Below are 3,257 nucleotides of genomic sequence, written 5' to 3'. Positions count from 1 at the left end.
TACGTCGGCGTCAAGCGCCGCACCTGGGAGGCCAACTGGGCTCCCCGCCTCACCGGCATCCACCAGGGCGTGTGCCTCATCTACGACCGACAGGATCTGGACAAGCTGTTCGACGCCATCAAGGCCGAGGCGGCAGGCGAACAGCAACCCGAGGAACAAGACGCGGCCAACGACAGCGCGCACAATGCGGCCAGGAACGGACGGCCCAGTCAAGAGAAAGGAAGGAACATATGGGCCAAAGCACGCGGGGTATCTACCCCAACAAAAGCAACAACACCTGGGAAGTCGACAAGTGGTGGCGCGGTGAGCGATTTCGCCAGCGCGGTCTCGTTAGTTATGAAGAGGCGCAACGCTGGCTGATCAAGCAGCTAGCCGAGAAGCGCGAGGTGGTGCTCCATGGAGCCCGCCAGGCGCGCATCTTCGATAGCGTCGCGGCCCACTACCTGCTGACCCACCAGGACAAAGCCTCGCTCGAAACCGAGGCCTACATGCTCGAATCGGTCATGCCCTTCATCGGTCGCCTGGAACTGCCGCAGATCCACGACGCCACCCTGGCGCCGTACATCGCCGCGCGCAAACAGGAGGGCCGCGCCAACAAGACCATTAACCTTGCACTGGGCGTGGTGCGCCGGATTCTGAATCTGGCCGCCACCGTCTGGCGCGATCAAGATGGCCGGACGTGGCTCGACGCCGCGCCCAAGATCACCATGCTGCCCCTCGTGGGCCATCAGCGCGAACCAGCCCCCATCAGCTGGGGCCAACAGCGCAAGCTGCTGCCCCTGCTGCCTGACCATCTCGCCCGCATGGCGCTGTTCGTCCTGAACACCGGCGTGCGCGACGATGTGGTGTGCAGCCTGGAGTGGGCCTGGGAAATCCAGATCCCCGAGTTGGGAATCTCAGTGTTCGATGTGCCGCGCGAGCATGTCAAGGGCAAGAAGCGTGGCCGCCTGGTCGTGTGCAACTCGGTCGCCCAATCGGTGATCGAGGCCGCACGGGGCCAACACCCGCGCTTCGTGTTCGTCTACCGCCGCGAGCGCACCACGAACACCGACCAGACGCCGGCCATGAAGTACCGCCCCATCCAGACCATGAACAACACGGGCTGGCAGAACGCGCGGAAGGCGGCCGGGCTGGGCGATCTGCACGTGCACGACCTGCGGCACACCGTGGGCATGCGCCTGCGCGAGGCCGGCGTGCCCGAGAGCACCGTGGCGGATGTGCTGTGGCACAGCACCCGGAGCATGACGCAGCACTACAGCACGGCGCAGATCGTGGAGCTGCACGGGGCGCTGGAGAAGATCACGGCCGACAGCGGAGCCTGGAACAAGTCGCTGGCGACACTGCGCGCGGAGCACCAGGCGCGCAAGGCCGGGGAAGCAAGTCCCCCAAAAGTCCCCACAAGGGCACTGGAGCGGGTAGCGTGACAAACGCAACCCACAAAGGAAAAAGCCCTGCAAATCATAGACTTGCAGGGCTTACCTATTGGTGCGGCTGGCAGGAATCGAACCCACGACCCCTTGGTTCGTAGCCAAGTACTCTATCCAGCTGAGCTACAGCCGCTAAGCTTTGAATTATAGCATGATTTCCAAGCGACCTTCAAAATCACACATCTTTTGTTTCTTCAGCAGCTAGTGCACAAATCAACAGAAGCTCAATTCAGCGCAAGCATCGATTGTAATGCACACAAAAGCGCTTCTCGGAAGAAACGTGCCCGATGGCGCAAAAAAAGAGCCCGCATCTCCACAACTGGTTTCGCTGGATGAAGGTGGTAGGGCGTGTTGGACTTGAACCAACGACCAAAGGATTATGAGTCCTCTGCTCTAACCAACTGAGCTAACGCCCCAAGCCATCAACCTGCGCTGCAGGGCGGAGACAAGCGGCGTATTGTAGGGGCTTACTTGCGGTGGCTCAGCGCGTTGGACACCAGCTTGGAGGTGATATCCACGATCTGGATCATCCGGTCATAGGGCATGCGGGTGGGACCTATCACGCCCAAGGTGCCAACGACCTTGCCATCGACTTCATAGGGAGCGCTGACAACGGACAACTCTTCGAACGGGACGACCTGGCTCTCACCGCCGATATAGATGCGCACACCCTCCGCCTGGCTCGAGATATCAAGCAACCGCAAAATCTGTGTCTTCTGCTCGAATAGATCAAAGGCACGCCGCAGATTGCCCATGTCGCTGGAGAAATCGCTCACGGCCAGCAGATTGCGTTCGCCAGAGATCACGACCTCGTCCTGAGCCTGGGTCCAAGCCTCGGACCCGACATTCACCGCCGCTTGCATGAGAGACGCGATCTCCCCACGCAGCACATCCACTTCCGACTTCAGGCGTTCTCGCACCTGCTCCATCGCCAACCCCGCGTAATGGGCATTCAGAAAATTGGAAGCTTCGATAAGTTGCGACTGCGAATAGTCGACTTCCGTGAAGATCACTCGGTTCTGCACGTCCCCCTCGGGTGAGACGATGATGACCAAGAACCTCCGCGCGGAGAGCCTTAAAAACTCAATGTGACGGAACACCGACGTGCGCCGAGGGGCCATGACAACCCCGACGAACTGCGACAAGTTGGACAGCAGTTGCGCAGCATTGGCGATCACCTTTTGCGGCTGTTCAGGGGCCAGCTGAGGCGCAGTGAGCGGGTCCCGCTGCACCGTCAGCATGGTGTCCACAAACAATCGATAGCCGCGGGCGGTGGGCACCCGCCCGGCAGACGTGTGCGGGCTGGCAATGAGCCCCAATTCCTCCAGGTCCGCCATCACATTGCGGATCGTCGCTGGCGACAAGTCCAGCCCCGAAGCACGCGACAGGGTCCGCGACCCGACGGGCTGGCCGTCGGCTATATAGCGCTCGACCAGCGCTTTGAGCAACAACTTGGCACGGTCATCGAGCATGGAATGATTTTAATGATGTAATTTCGCGATGACGTCCAATTTCCGCCATGTGGCACTCATAGGCAAGTACCAGGCCGCATCAGCAGGCTCCGTGGGAGATAGCTCCCGTCAGGCCTTGGTGGACATTGCGCATTTTCTCGAGCGCCAGGGCTGCGAAGTGGTCTTCGAAGCCGAAACCGCAAGCAATACCGGGATCGGTCATTACCCCGTGCTGAACGTGGACGAGATAGGCCATCGATGCGACCTGGGTTTGGTCGTAGGAGGCGACGGTACCATGCTGGGCATTGGGCGGAGGCTCGCCCGCTTCGGAACACCCCTCATCGGGATCAACCAGGGCCGGCTGGGGTTTATCACCGAC

4 protein-coding genes and 2 tRNA genes are annotated in these 3,257 nt (G+C 60.8%); 3 read left to right on the top strand and 3 right to left on the bottom strand.

All coding sequences use genetic code 11. The annotated features are described in order from the left end of the window. Both MRY84_RS18755 and MRY84_RS18750 read left to right on the top strand, forming a co-directional pair. On the top strand, window positions 1–360 hold a 360-nt coding region (locus MRY84_RS18755), incomplete at its 5' end, for a hypothetical protein (protein ID WP_291507210.1). A gap of 128 nt (window positions 361–488) precedes the next feature. Then, window positions 489–1,424 (top strand): tyrosine-type recombinase/integrase, encoded by a 936-nt coding sequence (locus tag MRY84_RS18750; RefSeq protein WP_363317567.1) that lies wholly within the window; start codon window positions 489–491, stop codon window positions 1,422–1,424. Window positions 1,425–1,483: 59 nt separating this feature from the next. On the opposite strand, the gene MRY84_RS18745 is transcribed toward MRY84_RS18750, so the two are convergent. From MRY84_RS18745 to hrcA, 3 genes are all read right to left on the bottom strand, one after another. Further along, window positions 1,484–1,560, bottom strand: a tRNA-Arg gene (locus tag MRY84_RS18745). Between the two features lie 206 nt (window positions 1,561–1,766). Further along, window positions 1,767–1,843: transfer RNA gene (locus MRY84_RS18740), tRNA-Ile, on the bottom strand. Window positions 1,844–1,894: 51 nt separating this feature from the next. Continuing rightward, window positions 1,895–2,899: a heat-inducible transcriptional repressor HrcA gene (gene hrcA, locus MRY84_RS18735; RefSeq protein WP_291507209.1), complete on the bottom strand. Its 1,005-nt coding sequence runs from the start codon at window positions 2,897–2,899 to the stop codon at window positions 1,895–1,897. A 28-nt stretch (window positions 2,900–2,927) separates the two neighbouring features. Between hrcA and MRY84_RS18730 the strand changes: the two genes are divergently transcribed. Continuing rightward, window positions 2,928–3,257: NAD(+)/NADH kinase (locus tag MRY84_RS18730; RefSeq protein WP_291507208.1), on the top strand; the 330-nt coding region annotated here is incomplete at its 3' end.

It is taken from the genome of Acidovorax sp. (genome assembly GCF_022763525.1).
In the GTDB taxonomy this organism is placed as follows: domain Bacteria; phylum Pseudomonadota; class Gammaproteobacteria; order Burkholderiales; family Burkholderiaceae_C; genus Acidovorax.
The sequence above is the reverse complement of the archived record's forward strand: the minus strand, read 5'-3'. Positions and strand labels throughout refer to the sequence as shown.

Bases quoted from the DNA above. Each gene is read 5' to 3' on its own strand.
- MRY84_RS18750 (WP_363317567.1), top strand. From the start codon at position 489: ATGCTCGAATCGGTCATGCCCTTCATCGGTCGCCTGGAACTGCCGCAG.
- hrcA (WP_291507209.1), bottom strand. From the start codon at position 2,899: ATGCTCGATGACCGTGCCAAGTTGTTGCTCAAAGCGCTGGTCGAGCGC.